This is a genomic window from Alsobacter sp. P4_H11 (assembly GCF_056400925.1).
Map to the genome: position 1 here is coordinate 370,081 of NZ_JBFUKI010000002.1, position 13,318 is coordinate 383,398.

The 13,318-nt window shown below is 68.5% G+C and carries 12 protein-coding genes, 1 tRNA gene and 1 riboswitch; of the genes, 6 read left to right on the forward strand and 7 right to left on the reverse strand.

What is annotated here, in order from left to right; translation table 11 throughout:
• Window positions 1-114: 114 nt before the first annotated feature.
• Window positions 115-618: a DoxX family protein gene (locus AC1DSZ_RS05105; RefSeq protein WP_476837295.1), complete on the forward strand. Its 504-nt coding sequence runs from the start codon at window positions 115-117 to the stop codon at window positions 616-618.
• A gap of 83 nt (window positions 619-701) precedes the next feature.
• Here the strand turns inward: AC1DSZ_RS05105 and AC1DSZ_RS05110 are convergent.
• A tRNA-Arg gene (locus AC1DSZ_RS05110) sits at window positions 702-778 on the reverse strand.
• Between the two features lie 250 nt (window positions 779-1,028).
• On the opposite strand from AC1DSZ_RS05110, the gene AC1DSZ_RS05115 reads away from it, so the two are divergent.
• The 3 genes from AC1DSZ_RS05115 (at window position 1,029) to AC1DSZ_RS05125 (ending at window position 4,740) form a co-directional block, all read left to right on the forward strand.
• A complete protein-coding gene (locus tag AC1DSZ_RS05115; protein ID WP_476837296.1) occupies window positions 1,029-2,633 on the forward strand; it encodes an ABC transporter substrate-binding protein in 1,605 nt (534 codons plus the stop codon).
• Between the two features lie 198 nt (window positions 2,634-2,831).
• The gene (locus AC1DSZ_RS05120; RefSeq protein WP_188515840.1) at window positions 2,832-3,845 is read left to right on the forward strand and encodes an ABC transporter permease subunit; all 1,014 of its coding nucleotides are present in this window, start codon (window positions 2,832-2,834) and stop codon (window positions 3,843-3,845) included.
• Window positions 3,835-4,740, forward strand: coding sequence for an ABC transporter permease subunit (locus AC1DSZ_RS05125; protein ID WP_476837297.1), 906 nt, complete (start codon window positions 3,835-3,837; stop codon window positions 4,738-4,740). The genes AC1DSZ_RS05120 and AC1DSZ_RS05125 overlap by 11 nt, the downstream gene beginning before the upstream one ends.
• A gap of 15 nt (window positions 4,741-4,755) precedes the next feature.
• Here AC1DSZ_RS05125 and thiD read toward each other — a convergent pair whose 3' ends face one another.
• The 3 genes from thiD to AC1DSZ_RS05140 form a co-directional block, all read right to left on the reverse strand.
• Entirely contained in the window at window positions 4,756-5,574 is an 819-nt protein-coding gene (thiD, locus tag AC1DSZ_RS05130) for a bifunctional hydroxymethylpyrimidine kinase/phosphomethylpyrimidine kinase (RefSeq protein ID WP_476837298.1), read from the reverse strand.
• 201 nt (window positions 5,575-5,775) lie between these two features.
• Window positions 5,776-6,717, reverse strand: coding sequence for an ABC transporter substrate-binding protein (locus tag AC1DSZ_RS05135; RefSeq protein ID WP_476837299.1), 942 nt, complete (start codon window positions 6,715-6,717; stop codon window positions 5,776-5,778).
• Between the two features lie 24 nt (window positions 6,718-6,741).
• Window positions 6,742-7,563 (reverse strand): ABC transporter permease, encoded by an 822-nt coding sequence (locus AC1DSZ_RS05140; protein ID WP_476837300.1) that lies wholly within the window; start codon window positions 7,561-7,563, stop codon window positions 6,742-6,744.
• A riboswitch (TPP riboswitch) is annotated at window positions 7,554-7,661 on the reverse strand. (Overlaps the previous gene by 10 nt.)
• Before the next feature lie 174 nt (window positions 7,662-7,835).
• On the opposite strand from AC1DSZ_RS05140, the gene AC1DSZ_RS05145 reads away from it, so the two are divergent.
• Complete coding sequence (locus AC1DSZ_RS05145; RefSeq protein WP_476837301.1) at window positions 7,836-9,029, forward strand: MFS transporter; 1,194 nt, start codon at window positions 7,836-7,838, stop codon at window positions 9,027-9,029.
• Here the strand turns inward: AC1DSZ_RS05145 and AC1DSZ_RS05150 are convergent.
• Both AC1DSZ_RS05150 and AC1DSZ_RS05155 read right to left on the reverse strand, forming a co-directional pair.
• Complete coding sequence (locus AC1DSZ_RS05150; protein WP_476837302.1) at window positions 9,002-10,000, reverse strand: dipeptide ABC transporter ATP-binding protein; 999 nt, start codon at window positions 9,998-10,000, stop codon at window positions 9,002-9,004. The two genes, AC1DSZ_RS05145 and AC1DSZ_RS05150, sit on opposite strands and share 28 nt — an antisense overlap.
• Window positions 9,997-10,986: an ABC transporter ATP-binding protein gene (locus AC1DSZ_RS05155; RefSeq protein ID WP_476837303.1), complete on the reverse strand. Its 990-nt coding sequence runs from the start codon at window positions 10,984-10,986 to the stop codon at window positions 9,997-9,999. The genes AC1DSZ_RS05150 and AC1DSZ_RS05155 overlap by 4 nt, the downstream gene beginning before the upstream one ends.
• Before the next feature lie 322 nt (window positions 10,987-11,308).
• Between AC1DSZ_RS05155 and AC1DSZ_RS05160 the strand changes: the two genes are divergently transcribed.
• Window positions 11,309-12,154, forward strand: coding sequence for a DMT family transporter (locus tag AC1DSZ_RS05160; protein WP_476837304.1), 846 nt, complete (start codon window positions 11,309-11,311; stop codon window positions 12,152-12,154).
• Window positions 12,155-12,196: 42 nt separating this feature from the next.
• On the opposite strand, the gene AC1DSZ_RS05165 is transcribed toward AC1DSZ_RS05160, so the two are convergent.
• Window positions 12,197-13,312: an NADH:flavin oxidoreductase/NADH oxidase gene (locus tag AC1DSZ_RS05165; protein WP_476837305.1), complete on the reverse strand. Its 1,116-nt coding sequence runs from the start codon at window positions 13,310-13,312 to the stop codon at window positions 12,197-12,199.
• Between the last annotated feature and the right edge of the window lie 6 nt (window positions 13,313-13,318).

A 13,318-nucleotide genomic window follows, 5' to 3' on the forward strand; every position in this document is an offset into this window, starting at 1 on the left:
ACCAGTTCAAGAGTGATGCTCGATCGGAAACGACGAGCATGGCCCAACGTCACGGCCTCCCCGTCACGGCCCCCGGATCTGGTTGCCGGACACAGGCCGCCCTAGGTTGCGGAAATGGACGAGAACGACGCTCGCACGCAGCTCCCGCAGTCATCCGTCAACGGGGCGCCGGAACGGAGCGCCCTCTTCCAGCGCGCACGCGCCACCCTGCGTTTCGCGTTGGCGCTGTTCTACGGAGGAGCAGGGCTCCTCCACCTGCATGCGCCCGCCGCGTTCCTGCCCATCATGCCGAATTGGGTACCCGCTCCGCTCTCCGTGATCGTCGCGACGGGGCTGTGCGAAGTCGCCGGCGCCATCGGGCTGCTCGTTCCGCGCCTACGCCGCACGGCCGGGATGATGCTCGCCCTCTACGCCGTGTGTGTGTTCCCCGCGAACCTGCGTCACGCATTCGCGCACATCGACGTCCCAGGCCTGCCCTCCAGCTGGTGGTACCACGCTCCCCGACTGGCGTTTCAGCCAGTCCTCGTCTGGTGCGCGCTGTTTTCCGCCGACGTGCTGACCTGGCCACTCGCCCCGCGTCCGTCATCGCCAGCCCGCTTCCCGGGCAGCGCGCCCTGATGATTGGCCCAGCACGGATCAACCGCAACCGAAAGCGGCTGACGCGCGGCGAGAACTCTTCTGATCTAAAGAAGCCAGAAAATTGGCGCACCCGACACGATTCGAACGTGTGACCTTTGCCTTCGGAGGGCAACGCTCTATCCAGCTGAGCTACGGGTGCCTGCGGCGAGGCCGGCGGATCGTGTCTAGCCGATTGTGGCGCGGGTCGCAATGGGGCGGGTTTTCGCGGTGTGTCGGGGCGGTCGCTCCGCGGGTTTCGCCGAAGGTGCGGTTCGAGGGCTGATCGCACCCGATTTGTGGCGCCGGGATGGCGATTGCGTGCGGCGCCGAAAAGCGCTTTGCTAGGCCTACGCTGTCCCGAGACGGCCGGGCCCGCCATGGCCCGAAGAACAAGTGACGAGGGGAAGTTGATGACACGCTATGCAACCGCCAAAGGCCTGCTGGGCCTCGGGCTCGCGGCTCTGTTGATGGGCTCCACGGCCGTTTCGGCCAAGACGCTCGTCTACTGCTCGGAGGGCAGCCCGGAAAACTTCACCCCTGCGCTGAACACGACCGGCACCAGCTTCGACGCCGCGCGTCCGATCTTCAACCAGCTCACCGAATTCGCGCGCGGCTCCACCACGGTGGTGCCCGGCCTCGCCGAGAGCTGGACCTTCTCGGACGACGCGAAGGTGATCACCTTCAAGCTGCGCAAGGGCGTGAAATTCCACGCCACCAAGGATTTCAAGCCCAGCCGCGACTTCAACGCGGATGACGTGCTGTTCTCGTTCAACCGCCAGTGGAAGGAAGACCATCCCTTCTTCAAGGTGTCGGGCGGCAAGTACGACTACTTCAACGACATGGACATGCCCAAGCTGTTGAAGACGATCGAGAAGAAGGACGACTACACGGTCGTAATGACTCTCAACGAGCCGAACGCGCCCATCCTGGCGAACCTCGCGATGGACTTCGCGTCCATCCATTCGCAGGAATATGCCGATTTCCTCCTCAAGCAGGGCAAGCCCGAGCTGATGGATCAGGTTCCGGTCGGCACCGGCCCGTTCTCGTTCGTCGCCTACCAGAAGGACGCGGTGATCCGCTTCAAGGCGAACAAGGAGTATTTCGGCCAGGAGAAGGCGCTGGTCGACGACCTCGTCTTCGCGATCACGCCGGACCCGACCGCCCGCCTCGCCAAGCTGCGCAAGGGCGAGTGCCACCACATGGCCTATCCGCGCCCGGCCGATCTCGAGGAGATCAAGAAGGACGCGGCGCTGCAGATGATGCAGCAGCCGGGCCTGAACATCGCCTACTGGTCGTTCAACGTCACCAAGCCTCCCTTCGACAAGAAGGAAGTGCGCCAGGCCATGAACATGGCGGTCGACAAGGCGGCGATCATCCGGGACGTGTATCTGGGCGCCGGCGCGCCGGCCAAGAACCTGATCCCGCCGACGATCTGGTCCTACAACGACACCGTGAAGGACTACCCGTTCGACCAGGCGAAGGCCAAGGAGCTGCTCGAGAAGGCCGGCGTGAAGACGCCGCTCGACATCGACCTCTGGTACATGCCGGTGCAGCGCCCCTACAACCCGAACGGCAAGCGCATCGCCGAGATGATGCAGTCGGACCTCGCCAAGCTCGGCATCAACGCCAAGCTGGTCACCTATGAGTGGGGCGAGTACCGCAAGCGCATGCAGCAGGGCGAGCACATCACCGGCCAGCTCGGCTGGACCGGCGACAACGGCGACCCGGACAACTTCTTCTTCCTGCGCGGCTGCTCGGCGGCCCGTCCGGGCGGCCAGAACCTCTCCAAGTGGTGCAACAAGGAGTTCGACGACCGGCTGAAGAAGGCCGCCGCCATGTCGGACAACAAGGAGCGCGCCAAGCTGTATGAGGAAATGCAGCTGATCCAGAAGGAAGACGCCCCGGACATGACAATCGCGCACTCGATCGTGTACGAGCCGATGCGCAAGGAAGTGACCGGCTACAAGATGAGCCCCTTCAACCGCCACGAGTTCTATGGCGTCGACATGAAGTGAGGCTGCGGGAGGGCTTAACCCTCCCGCACTGATCGGCGCGGGATCGGCGGACGCCCAAGGCGCTCCGCCGATCTCGTGTTTTGGGCTAGTATCCGCCGTGAGCGTTGCAGGCCCCAGGGCGCCCGTGGCGCACGACGTGCATAGGTGGGACCGCCGGCCGCCCCCCGGGCCGCATTCCCCGATCCTGCGTAGGATTCGATGATCAAATTTCTCCTGAAGCGTGCGGCGCTGACGCTGCCCACCTTCTTCGCGCTGATGTTCGTGACCTTCGTGGCCATCCGGATGGTGCCGGGCGACCCCGTGGAGGTGCGCACCGGCGAACGCGGCATCTCGCCCGAGCGGCTGGCGCAATTCCGGCACGAGCTCGGGCTCGACCAGCCGATCTGGAAGCAGTTCGCCGACTATGTGTGGCAGCTGCTGCACGGCGATTTCGGCACCTCGGTGGTCACCAACGAGAAGGTGCTGACCGAGTTCTTCGCGCTGTTCCCCGCCACCCTGGAGCTTTCGGCCGCCGCCATGCTGTTTGCGGTGTTGCTGGGCGTGCCGGCCGGTGTGATAGCGGCCGTGAAGCGCGGCAGCTGGTTCGACCATACGCTGATGGGCGCGGCCGTGACGGGCTTTTCGATGCCGATCTTCTGGTGGGGCCTGCTGCTGATCATGCTGGTGTCCGAGCGCTGGGGCCTGACGCCGGTGTCCGGCCGCATTGACCTGATCAACTATTATTTCGAGCCCGTCACCGGCTTCATGCTGATCGACGCGTTGAAGTCCGACCAGCCCGGCGCGTTCTGGTCGGCGCTGCACCACCTCATCCTGCCCATGATCGTGCTCGGCACGGTGCCGCTGGCCGTGATCGCCCGCATGACGCGCTCGTCCATGCTGGAGGTGCTGAGCGAGGACTATGTCCGGACCGCCAAGGCCAAGGGCTTGTCGCCGTTCCGGGTGATCGGCTATCACGCGCTCCGCAATGCGCTGATCCCGGTGGTCACCATCGTGGGGCTGCAGGTGGGCACGCTGCTGGCCGGCGCGGTGCTGACCGAGACGATCTTCTCCTGGCCGGGCGTCGGCAAGTGGCTGATCGAGGCCATCGGCCGGCGCGACTACCCCGCCCTGCAAGGCGGCATCCTGCTCATCTCATCCATGGTGATCGTCGTGAACCTGATCATCGACGTGCTCTACGGAGCCATCAATCCGAGGATCCGCCATGGCCGTTGAGGCGCTCGCGGCGCAGCCCGTCCAGCCGGCCCCGCCCGGGCCGTTGCGCGCCTTCTGGGCGTCGTTTTCGGAGAACAAGGGCGCGGTCGGCGGCCTGGTGGTGCTGGTCATCATCGCCCTGCTGGCGATCTTCGCCGATTTCGTGTCGCCCTACTCGCCCTTCGAACAGTTCCGCGACTTCTCCAAGCTGCCGCCGGCCTGGGAGGAAGGCGGCAACTGGAAGTTCGTGCTCGGCACGGACGCGCTCGGGCGCGACACGCTCACCCGGCTGATTTTCGGGGCGCGCATTTCGCTGTTCATCGGCGTGGCCGTGATGGCGACGTCCGTGATCGTGGGCGTGCTGCTCGGGCTCGCGGCCTCGTTCCTGGGCGGGATCGTCGACACTGTGATCATGCGGATCATGGACCTGATCCTGTCCGTGCCCGGGCTCGTGCTGGCGATCCTTGTGGTGGCGGTGCTGGGGCCGAGCCTCACCAACACCATCGTGGCGGTCGCGATCGTGTATTTGCCGAGCTATGTGCGGCTGGTGCGCGCCTCGGCGCTGGGCGAGCTGGGCAAGGACTACGTCACCGCCTCCAAGGTCGCGGGCGTCGGCACGATGCGGCTGATGTTCGTCACCATCCTGCCGAACTGCCTCGCGCCGCTGATCGTGCAGGCAGCGCTGGGCGTGTCGAACGCCATTCTGGAGGCGGCCGCGCTGGGCTTCCTGGGGCTGGGCGCGCAGCCGCCGACGCCAGAATGGGGCTCGATGCTGGCCGACAGCCGCGAATTCATTCGCTCCAACCCGTGGATCGTCACGCTGCCGGGCCTCGCCATCCTGGTCACCGTGGTGGCGATCAACCTGATGGGCGACGGATTGCGCGACGCGCTGGATCCGAAGCTGAAGCGTAGCTGAGCGGCGCCGCGCCGCTCACCACCAGGCGTGGAAGTGGTGCGTCGGCCCGTGCCCATGGCCGATAGCGAGGCGGTCTGCGGCCTGTAGCGCGCCGGTAAGCCAGATCTTGGCTGCCTCGACGGCCTCGTGCAGGGTCTGGCCCTTGGCGAGACCGGCCGCGATGGCGGCCGAAAGCGAGCAGCCGGTGCCGTGCGTGTTGCGCGTTTGGACGCGCGGCGCCTCGAAGCGGGTGACGCCGGACGACTCGACCAGCAGGTCGACGCTGGTTTCGCCGCCCTGGTGGCCGCCCTTCATCAGAACCGCGCGCGCGCCGCTGCCAAGCAGCGCCTCGCCCTGCCGGCGCATCGCGGCCTCGTCGGCGGCGATCTCCTGCGTATCCAGCAGCGCCGCCGCCTCGGGGAGGTTCGGGGTGATGAGGGTGGCGCGCGGGATCAGAATGCGCCGCAGGGCGTCCACGGCGTCGGCCGCGATCAGCCGGTCGCCGCTGGTCGCCACCATCACGGGATCGAGCACGACCTGCCGCACGCCGTGCCGCTCGAGCCCGGCCGCGACGGCGTCGATCACGGAGGGGCGCGACAGCATGCCGATCTTCACGGCGTCCACGGCGAGGTCGGAGAACACCGAGTCCATCTGCTGGGCGATGAACTTCGGCGGCACGTCATGGATCCCCTGCACGCCGAGGGTGTTCTGCGCCGTCAGGGCCGTGATCACGGTCGCGCCGTAAACGCCCAGCGCCGAGAAACTCTTCAGGTCGGCCTGGATGCCGGCGCCGCCGCCGGAATCCGAGCCCGCAATGGTGACCGCGATGGGGGTTTTGACGGCGGGCTGGGGCACGGGCGGGTCCTTGTATCAGAGATGAGGGAACATCATCGCAGTTGGGGAGCCATCCAATTCGGCTCCATTCTCGCCGTCATCCCCGGCGACCTGCGAAGCAGGTCGGGAAGGGGATCCAGGGCCACTTGCCCGATGCTGCACCCAGTTGCCTGGATCCCCTTCCCGGCGCTGCGCGCCGCCGGGGATGACGGCAGGAGGCAATCAACGCGCCACCGCGTAGCGGGAGACGGGGTGCACGGTATCGATCAGGCCGCGGTCCTTCATGAACTGGGCGAAGCGGCTGTAGCGGGCGCCGTCCAGGGCGGCGGGGCTGGAGGCGAGGCGTTTCAGGGTGTCGGTCCAGGCGGTCTTGTTGAGCTCGTCGTCGAGCTTCGGGTTCGCCTTGGCGAAGCTCGCCCAGGCGGCGTCCGGATCGTTCAGGATCGAGAAGGTGGCGCGCTCTACGGCGTCCAGGAAGCGGGTGACCTTGGGGTCGGCGGCGCGGTCCTGCTTCACGATGTAGATCAGCTCGTCATAGGGCGGCACGCCGTGCTCCTCGGGGTAGAAGGCGCGGCCGGGCTTGCCGGCGAGCTTCAGCTCGGTGAGCTCGAAATTGCGGAATGCGCCGATCACAGCGTCGACCTGGCCATTCAGCAGCGCCGGCGTGAGCGCGAAGTTAATGTTCACGAGCTTCACGTCCGTGAGTTTCAGGCCGGCCTCGGCCAGCATGGTGGACAGCAGCGCCTCCTCGAAGCCCACGATGGAGTAGCCGATCGTCTTGCCCTTGAGGTCCGCGATCGACTTCACCGGGCCGTCCGCCAGCGCGACGAGGCTGTTCAGCGGCGTCGTGACGGCCGCGCCGACCCGGATCACCGGCAGGCCTTCCTGCACCTGCTGGTAGAGGTTCGGCTGGTAGGTGATCGCGATGTCGCCCTGCCCGGCCGCCACGAGGCGCGGCGGCGCTGACGGGTCGGCGGGCTCCACGAGCGTGACGTCGAGGCCAGCCTTGGCGAAGAAGCCATTCTCCTTGGCGATCACCAGCGCGGCGTGGTCCGGGTTGGTGAACCAGTCGAGCAGCACGGTGAGCTTGTCCTGCGCGGCGGCGGGACCGGCAAGGCCGGCGACCGCCAGGGCGGCCGCGAGCGCGAGAGAGGCGAAACGCATGGGTTGGGGTCCTTTCGGGGGATGTCAGGCGGCCGCGCGGGCTGCGGGCTGGTCGAGGCTGTCCGGAGCCCAGCGCACGAGGCGTCGGGAGAAGCGGTCGACCAGCGCCCAGAGTGTGATCGAAAGAGCGGCGAGCACCACCAGGGCGGCGAACACCATGTCGGTCTGCGAGCGCGCGTTGGCGTGCAGGATCAGGAGGCCGAGCCCCGCCGAGGAGCCGACCCACTCGCCCACCACGGCGCCGATGGGGGCGGCCGCGGCCGCGATGCGCAGCCCGGTGGCGACGGCCGGCAGCGCCGCGGGCGCCCGGATGATCCGCAGCGTCTGCGTCGGCGTGGCGCCGTACAGGCGGGCGAGTTCGATCAAGCCGGGGTCGGTGCGGCGCAGGCCATCCAGCGCGTTGGCGGCGACCGGGAAGAAGATGATCAGCGTCGCCATCACGACCTTGGAGGCGAGGCCGAAGCCGAACCACACCACGAGCAGCGGCGCGATGGCGAAAACCGGCAGGGCCTGGCTGACCACCAGCACGGGCCCGAGCGCCCGCTCCAGCAGGCGCCACCGCGCCATCGCGATCGCGACCGCGAGGCCGAGCAGGGCGCCGGCCGCAAAGCCGCACAGGATCTCGCCCAGCGTCACCAGCGCCTCGGCGCCGATCACACGCCAGCGTAGCGCGAGCGTCTGGGCGATCCGGCTCGGAGCCGGGAGGATGTAGGTCGGAACGGCGAAAAGCGCGACCGCGGCTTCCCAGGCGGCGATCAGGGCGAGGCCTGCGCCGAGGGCGAGCGGGTCGACGAGCCACCGTCGGGGTAGCCGATTGGGCATGGGGGATTGCTGGCTGGGCGCCATCTCACGTTCCCTCCGCCGGTGCGAGCCGGATCAGGTTCGACGGGTTGGCGGAACGCCTCTCAGCCGCCCCGGATTGGGCGGCACCCCGACGAGAGATGCACGAAGACGTATCGCGGCTTTCGGCAGGGCGCAAGCGTTGCGCGAGAGCACCGCGCCCGGCGCAAGACTGCCGTGCCGCACACCGCGATTGACGCCGCCGGTCAGGGAGGCGACCGTCAGGGCCGGGCGATCGGCGTCGCCCAGACTGTTTGGGCCACGCCGAAAGGATGTCCATGCTCGACAAGGCGCGCGAAACCCAGCTCCTGGCCATTCTCGGGCTCAGCGGCTTCGCCAGTTCTTTCGCGGCCCGCTCCACTGATCCCATGGTGAACGCCATCGCGGCGGATTTCAGCGCCCCGGTCGCCACCGTGGCGCTGCTGTCGTCGTGCTATGCGCTGCCCTACGGGTTGGGCCAGCCGGTGCTGGGGCCGCTCGGCGACGCCATCAGCAAGGGGCTGGTGCTGCGCGTGTGCCTCGTCGTGTTCGCGCTGGCGCTCGGCGCGGGCGTGTTCGCTGGGTCGCTCGAACAGCTTTTCGTGAGCCGGGTCGTCGCCGGGTTGGCGGCGGGCGGCGTCATTCCGCTGGCGCTCGCGATGGTGGGCGACGCCTTCGCGTATGAGCGGCGGCAGGTCGCGATCTCGCGGTTCCTGGCCGCGGCTCTGATCGGCCAGCTCGTGGGCGTGACGGCGTCGGGCGCGATGTCGGACTGGGTCGGCTGGCGCGGCGCCATGGCGGTTACGGCCAGCGCGGCCGCGATCGCGCTGGTGGCGACGCTGCTGGGCCTGCCGGCTCATCTCAACGCCCGCGCGCCGGGGCGCTTCAGCGTCGCGGAAGCGATCGGGCGCTACCGGCTGGTGTTCGCCAATCCACGCGCCAAGATCTGCTATGGGGCGGTGTTCCTGGAAGGCGTGGCCATCTACGGCGTGCTGCCCTTCGTGCCGGAGCTTCTGCAGGCGCGCGGCGGCGGCGGGGCGACGCAGGCCGGTTTGTCGATCGCCGGCATCGGGCTGGGCGGCATCCTGTTCTCGGCCACTGTGTCGCTGCTGCTGCGGCGCTTTCCGGTGCATGTGCTGATGCGCGCCGGCGGGGTGATCGGCGGCCTCGGGCTGGCGGGCGTGGCCTATGCGGCGACGTGGCCGGCCCTCATGGCGTGCTTCGGCGCCGTCGGCTTCGGTTTCTTCATGCTGCACAACTCGCTGCAGAACCGCGCCACCGAATTGGCGCCGACGGCGCGCGGCTCAGCCATCGCGCTGCATGCGTTCTTCTTCTTCATCGGGCAGGCGCTGGCGCCGCCGCTGTTTGGCGTGGCGTTCCACACCATTGGCGCGCCCGTGGCGCTGGCGGTTTGCGCGATCGTGCTGGCCGCCACCGGGGTGGCGACAGGCTCGCTGCTGAACCGTCACGACATCCGTGAGGGGACCGGCTGAGCCTCGCCATCGGCGGGCACGGCCCAGCACGCGACCTTGCGGCCCTGTTTGAAATCGAGCGGCGGCATCTCCTTCGGGCAGGGCTCGAAGGCGAGCGGGCAGCGCGGGTTGAACGGGCACCCGCTCGGCGGATTGAAGGGCGACGGCAACTCGCCCTGCAGCACGATGCGCTCCTTCTTGGCGCCGGGCTCCGCCACGGGAGTCGCCGACAGAAGCGCGCGCGTATAGGGGTGCTGCGGCGCCGTGAAGATGGCCTCGCGGCTGCCGACCTCCACGGCGTGGCCGAGATAGATCACCATGATGTCGTCGGCGATGTGCCGCACCACCGAGAGGTCGTGCGAGATGAACAGGTAGGCGAGCTGGAATTCGTTCTGTAGCTCGGCCAGCAGGTTCAGCACCTGGGCGCGGATCGACACGTCGAGCGCCGAAACGGGCTCGTCCAGCACCAGGATCTTGGGCCGGAGCATCAGCGCGCGCGCGATCGCGATGCGTTGGCGCTGGCCGCCCGAGAACATGTGCGGGTAGCGCTCCACATATTCGGGGCGCAGGCCGACGCGGGCCATCATGTCGCGCGCGGCCTTGCGGCGCTCGGCGGCCGGCATGTCGGTGTTGACGATCAGCGGCTCTTCCAGCGCGGCCCCGATGGTCTGGCGCGGGTTGAGCGAGCCGTAGGGGTTCTGGAACACGATCTGGACTTCGCTGCGCAGGCGCTTGCGATCGGCCGCGGTGGCCGAGACCATGTCGACGCCGTTGATCTTGAGCGTACCCTCGGTGGGCTCCTCGATCATCGTGATCAGGCGCGCCAGCGTCGATTTTCCGGAACCGGATTCGCCCACCACCGCCAGCGTCTTGCCGGCTTCGAGGTCGAACGAAACGCCCTTCAGCGCCTTCACGGTCGCCATGGGGGAGAACATGCCGCGCTTGGCGCTGTAGTCGCGCGAGAGATTGCGGCCTTCGAGAACGACGGTCACGCTGCGCGCTCCCGGTTGGTGGGTTGGCCCTGCACGAGGGCGTAGTGGCACAGCGCGTAGCCGAGTTCGGGGGCGGCCGGCTTGGGCGGCACGGCGCGGCAGTAGTCCGTCGCGAAGGCGCAGCGCGGCGAAAACAGGCAGCCCTGCGGCCGGTCGAACTGGCCCGGCACCACGCCCGGGATGCTGGGCAGGATGCGGCCGGTGGCGCGCTCGGGCAGGGCGGCCAGCAACGCCGCCGTATAGGGATGGTGCGGATCGGCGAAGAGGCCGTGCGTTTCCTGCCGCTCGACCTGCTGGCCGGCATACTGCACCACGACGCGGTGCGCGGTTTCGGCGACAACGCCCATGTCGTGCGTGATCAGCACGAGGCCCATGCCGGTCTCCTGCCGCAGGCGCAGCAGGAGATCGAGGATCTGGGCCTGGATGGTGACGTCCAGCGCGGTGGTGGGCTCGTCGGCGATCAGCAGCTTCGGCCGGCACGCGATCGCCATCGCGATCATGACGCGCTGGCTCATGCCGCCGGAGAGCTGGTGCGGGAACGCCGACAGGCGGCGGGCCGGATCCGTGATGCCGACTTCCTCGAGCAGCTCGATCGAGCGCTTCTTGCGGGCGGCGCGGTCGAGCTTGAGATGCGTCTTCAGCGTCTCGCCGAGCTGAAAGCCGACCGTGAAGCACGGGTTCAGCGAAGTCATCGGCTCCTGGAAGATCATCGCGATGTCGCGGCCGATGATGGAGCGGCGCTCCTTGTCCGAGATGGTCAGGAGGTCGCGCCCGTCGAAGCGCATGACGTCGGCCGTCACGGTGGCGGTCCATGGCAGGAGGCCCATCACGGCCAACATGGCGACGGACTTTCCGGAGCCGGACTCGCCCACGATGGAGACGACGTCGTTCTGGTCGACTGTCAGGTCGACGCCGTCCACGGCCCGGAACTGGCCCGAGCGGGTCGCGAAGGTGACCGAGAGGTTTCGGATTTCAAGCAGGCTCATTCATCCGCCATGGCGATGGGGCGAGACCGGAGGTCCGGAAAAGTGGGATCGCCGGCGGCGAGCCGCTGGCGTTGGCTTCAGCATAGAGCAGGAACGCGTGTCCGCAAATCGGAGCGCGGCGAAGGCACGGTCGGCCTCCGCGTCGCATGCCAAGCATGCCGCGGATCGTCTGGCGCGAAAGGCGACTGGGTGACAGAAGAGGGCGCGTCCCGACGCAGGCGCGTCGCGAGGCCGCGTCATACTCCCCGCGATCCCCCCGGACCCCGTGGTCCCCGTCCCAGTGGTCCGTCCCGCCGTGCAGCCCTCCCCCCATCCGCGGATCATGACCGGCATCGGGCTCGCGATGGCCGGCTATGCGTGCTTCAGCGTGCAGGACGCCATCGTGAAGTGGCTCGTGCAGGACCTGCCTGTGTTCGAGATCCTGTTCGCGCGCAGCATCATGATCATGATCTTCGCCGGCATGCTGGCGGGCCCGGGCGTCTATGGCGCGGCGCTGCGCAGCCGCGCAAAGCCGGCGCTGCTCGGCCGGGGCGTGCTGATCCTGATCGCGTGGATCTCCTACTACTCGGCCGCCAAGTGGCTGCCGCTGGCCGAGCTGGTCACGCTCTACTTCGCCGCGCCGATCTTCGTGATGGTTCTGTCAATCCTGATCCTCAAGGAGCAGGTCACGCTGGCGCGCTGGCTGGCGGCCGGCGTCGGCTTCCTGGGGGTGGCGCTCGCGGCCGACCCGACCGGCTCGGTGAACTTCATCCCGGCCGCCATGGTGGTGGCGTCCGCTTTCCTGTGGGCGTGGACCAACATCCTGGTGCGCATCATCAGCCGCACCGAGGCGACCGCGACGCAGATGATCGCGTCGAACTTCATTTTCGCGATGGGTTGCGCGGTCGCGCTGCCGTTCCTCTGGGTGACGCCCACCTGGACGCAGTTGCTGCTGCTGCTGGGCCTCGGCGTGGCGGGCGGCGCAGGGCAGTACCTCGTGTTCGAGGGCTTTCGCTATGCGCCGGCCTCCGCGGTGGCGCCGTTCGAATATTCGGCGCTGGTGTGGGCCTTCGTGTTCGGCTTCGCGATATGGGGCGACATTCCGCGCATCGGGGTCGTGATGGGGGCGAGCCTCATCATCGCGAGCGGCGTGGGGTTGCTGATCGCCGAGCGGCGCGCGACGGGATAGCGGCACATCCCTCTCCCGCCTTGCGGGAGAGGGACTCTGCGCTCAGTGAACGTCAGGGCGGGCCAGCCTGGCGCCGGGCCAGAGCTTCGGCGCGGCGCGGGCGTATTGCGGCGGGCGCGGCAGGTCGAACCCAAGCGCCTCGGCGGCGTGCCAGCCCCAGCGCGGGTTGTCCAGGAAGGCGCGCGCCAGAGCGATCTGGTCGGCCTCGCCCTTCTGGAGGATCTCCTCGGCGTGCTTGGCCGTGGCGATCATCCCGACCGCGCGGGTGACGATGCCGGAGCCCTTCTTCACCGCGGCCGCGAACGGGACCTGGTAGCCCGGGCCAACCGGGATGCGGGCGGTGGAGACGTTGCCGCCCGAGGTCACGTCCACCCAGCTCAGGCCAAGCGCCTTCAGCTCGGAGGCCAGCGCGACGGCGTCATCCGGCGTGATGCCGCCTTCGGTCCAGTCCGAGCCCGTGATGCGGGCGCCGACCGCCATGGTGTCCGGCACGGCCGCCTGCACGGCCTCGGCGATGCGCAGCAGGAAGGCGCGGCGCTTCTCTGGCGTGCCGCCATACTCGTCGGCGCGCTGGTTGGAGAAGGGCGACTGGAACTCGTGGCCGAGATAGCCATGCGCGAAATGGAGCTCGATCACCTCGACGCCCAGTCGCGCCGTGCGCTTCGCGGCCTGAACGAAGGCGGCTTCCAGCCGGTCGAGATCCTGCGCGTCGGCGGGCTTGGGCACATGCCAGCCTTCAGCGAACGGGATCGCGGACGGGGCGACCGTCTGCCAGGGATCCTGGTCGGCCTTGAGCGGGCCGCCGCCCTCCCAGGGGCGCTGCGACGACGCCTTGCGGCCCGCATGCGCGAGCTGGACGGCGAACTTCGTGCCCGGCAGCGCCACCGCGCGGGCAGCCGCCAGCGCGCGGGCGAAAGCGCGCTCGTTGTCGTCCGAGTAGAGGCCCATGTCGCCATGGCTGATGCGCCCGTGGCGCTCGACGGCGGTCGCCTCGACGGTGACGAGGCCCGCGCCCGACATGGCTAGGTTCATCCAGTGCTGCAGGTGCCAGTCGCTGGCGCAGCCGTCCGTGGCCGAATACTGGCACATGGGCGCGACCGCGATGCGGTTGGGCAATTCGACATTGCCGAGCGCGATGGGAGAAAACAGAAGAGACATGGTGCA

Bases quoted from the DNA above. Each gene is read 5' to 3' on its own strand.
- AC1DSZ_RS05120 (WP_188515840.1), top strand. From the start codon at position 2,832: ATGATCAAATTTCTCCTGAAGCGTGCGGCGCTGACGCTGCCCACCTTC.
- AC1DSZ_RS05115 (WP_476837296.1), top strand. From the start codon at position 1,029: ATGACACGCTATGCAACCGCCAAAGGCCTGCTGGGCCTCGGGCTCGCG.
- AC1DSZ_RS05105 (WP_476837295.1), top strand. From the start codon at position 115: ATGGACGAGAACGACGCTCGCACGCAGCTCCCGCAGTCATCCGTCAAC.
- AC1DSZ_RS05155 (WP_476837303.1), bottom strand. From the start codon at position 10,986: ATGAGCCTGCTTGAAATCCGAAACCTCTCGGTCACCTTCGCGACCCGC.
- AC1DSZ_RS05125 (WP_476837297.1), top strand. From the start codon at position 3,835: ATGGCCGTTGAGGCGCTCGCGGCGCAGCCCGTCCAGCCGGCCCCGCCC.
- AC1DSZ_RS05135 (WP_476837299.1), bottom strand. From the start codon at position 6,717: ATGCGTTTCGCCTCTCTCGCGCTCGCGGCCGCCCTGGCGGTCGCCGGC.
- AC1DSZ_RS05160 (WP_476837304.1), top strand. From the start codon at position 11,309: ATGACCGGCATCGGGCTCGCGATGGCCGGCTATGCGTGCTTCAGCGTG.
- AC1DSZ_RS05145 (WP_476837301.1), top strand. From the start codon at position 7,836: ATGCTCGACAAGGCGCGCGAAACCCAGCTCCTGGCCATTCTCGGGCTC.
- AC1DSZ_RS05140 (WP_476837300.1), bottom strand. From the start codon at position 7,563: ATGGCGCCCAGCCAGCAATCCCCCATGCCCAATCGGCTACCCCGACGG.
- AC1DSZ_RS05165 (WP_476837305.1), bottom strand. From the start codon at position 13,312: ATGTCTCTTCTGTTTTCTCCCATCGCGCTCGGCAATGTCGAATTGCCC.